General features: G+C 60.6%; 2 protein-coding genes. Both read left to right on the forward strand.

Going from position 1 to position 2408, the window contains the following annotated elements; all coding sequences use genetic code 11:
* Nucleotides 1–231: 231 nt before the first annotated feature.
* A complete protein-coding gene (locus P0D80_RS49565) occupies nucleotides 232–438 on the forward strand; it encodes a hypothetical protein (RefSeq protein WP_073430809.1) in 207 nt (68 codons plus the stop codon).
* Nucleotides 416–2408 (forward strand): recombinase family protein (locus P0D80_RS49570; protein WP_408295916.1); only part of this gene is annotated, 1993 nt, incomplete at its 3' end. The genes P0D80_RS49565 and P0D80_RS49570, both read left to right, overlap by 23 nt.

Raw genomic sequence — 2408 nt, forward strand, 5'->3', positions numbered from 1 at the left:
GACGCAGCGGGCGCCGGGGCAACCAGCTCGTTCATCTTGACGTGCCGGGCGGGCTCTCTCGCGAACTGCCGGCGTGGATGCTGGATGCGTCGATATGCTCGACGATGTCCCCTGGTTCACCGCAGCTGAGCCTGTCGGCACTCAACGAACTTCGCGCCAATCTGTCCGCTCGCCAACATCGATTGGCAATCGGCGGATCATCGAGTTTCCTCATGAAGGAGGGCAATTGCGATGAAACGTGCGAACAGAAGACCGGGCGTTCAGCTGCCATTGATACTCGAGAGCGATCCGGTGTGGTGCGAGAGCCTCCTCGGCGCTCGCCGCGACGAGTTGATAGCGGCTCTGGCGGACCTCCTGCTGGAGGCGCTGGGCAAGGAGAGAAACGAACAGGCACAACACGATCAGGGAGGCCCAAATGAGCCAGAAGATCACGTCTGACCACCTTGGTCGCGGCGCCATCGTGTATGTCCGTCAGTCGACGATGACTCAGGTCGTGGAGCATACCGAAAGCCAGCGCCGCCAATATGCGCTCGCTGATTCTGCCCGTGCGTTGGGATTTGCATCGGTTGTAACCATCGATGATGATCTCGGCCGTTCCGGTTCGGGTGCTGTCGAACGCCCCGGCTTCCAGAAACTCGTCGCGGCCGTCTGTGGCGGATCCGTCGGCGCGGTGTTCTGTCTTGAAGCATCCAGGCTTGCTCGAAACGGCAGAGACTGGCACCACCTTGTGGATCTATGTGCACTGGTCGGCACGCTCGTTATCGATCACGATGGCACCTATGATCCACGACTTGTCAACGACCGGCTTCTGCTTGGCCTGAAAGGCACAATGTCGGAATACGAGCTGAGCCTGCTGCGGCAGCGCGGACTGGCCGCACGGGATTCGAAGGCCAGTCGCGGCGAATTGCGTTTCGCGTTACCGCCGGGTTATTGCTGGAACGAACTCGGGCAGATCGAGATGGATCCCGACGAGCGGGTCACCGAAGCGATCAGACTCGTGTTCGCCAAATTCATGGAATTCGGCAGTGCTCGCCAGGTCCTGTTATGGGCCATACAATCGCAGACGTGTCTGCCTGTCATGCGCAGTGGCGTTGCTGGTACACGGGTTGAGTGGAAGCTGCCGGCGTACCATACTGTGATCCAGCTACTGCAGCACCCGATGTACGCAGGCGCCTATGTGTTTGGCCGCAGGGCGCAGCGTACCTCGGTCGTAGACGGACGTGCCCGCAAGACCTTCGGCCATTCGAAGGCGATGAAGGACTGGAATGTTCTTCTGCGGGACCACCATCCCGGCTATATCACCTGGGGCCAGTTCGAAGAACATCAACGCATGATCTCCGAGAACGCACACATGAAGAAACGGGCATCACGCAAATCCGCGAGAGGTGGGCGAGCGTTGCTGACTGGCCTCGTGCGGTGTGGCCGATGCGGTCGCATGATGCGGGTGACGTACGGCATGCGAGCCGGGCATGCTCACCGCTACCATTGCCGAGGCGACCAGGAGCGCGCAGCGAGTTGGATTTGCATCGGCATTGGCGGCGTCCGCATTGATCAGGCTGTCGCTGCCTTGATTGTGGAAGCCGTTTCGCCTCATGCGGTGGAGGCTGCAATGCTAGCCGCACGTCGTGCTAACGCGGCGGGAGATGACGTAAAACGGGCGTTGCAGCTCGAACTCGATGACGCACGCTACGAGGCCTCACTGGCCGCGCGCCGCTACGAGGCTGTAGACCCCGCAAAAAGGCTCGTTGCGCGTGAACTCGAGGCGCGCTGGAACGCCGCATTGGAGCGGGTCGCACAGGTTGAAGAGCGCCTGGCACAGCTTGACGCCGAAGCTGCATCGCGCCCGAAGATTGATGAAGCGGGTCTCATGGCGCTCGCAACCGACTTGCAGGCGGCATGGAATGCGCCTGGAACGGACGCTCGTACGAAGCAACGTTTGACGCGCATCATCATTCAGGATGTGGTAATCGATCTCGACGACAGCACGAACGAAGCAATCGTTACGGTCCACTGGACGGGAGGCCGACACACTGAGGTTCGCGTCGCCCGCACGAGCGTCGGTCGATATCCCGAAGACCGGCGCCCGGGTCCTGTAGAAGTCCTACGCAAACTCGGCGGTCATTGGCCGGATGTCGATCTGGCTGTCACCATGAATCGGATGCGATGCAAGGCTGCTGATGGACAATCATGGACGAGCGTCAGAGTCGCCGAGTTGCGCAAGCGCCTGGGGATCAAACCGTTCGATCCAACTGTACCGCGGGTCGAAACCATCAGCGTGGAAGAAACCTCTCGGCGCCTGAACATCTACACGAGTTCGGTTCACCGGCTAATTCGCGAAGGAATTCTTCCTGCAACCCAACTCATGCCTTCCGCCCCATGGCAGATTCCGGTCGCAGCCCTCGACTCTG

Source organism: Paraburkholderia sp. RL17-373-BIF-A (genome assembly GCF_046030175.1).
Lineage (GTDB): Bacteria > Pseudomonadota > Gammaproteobacteria > Burkholderiales > Burkholderiaceae > Paraburkholderia.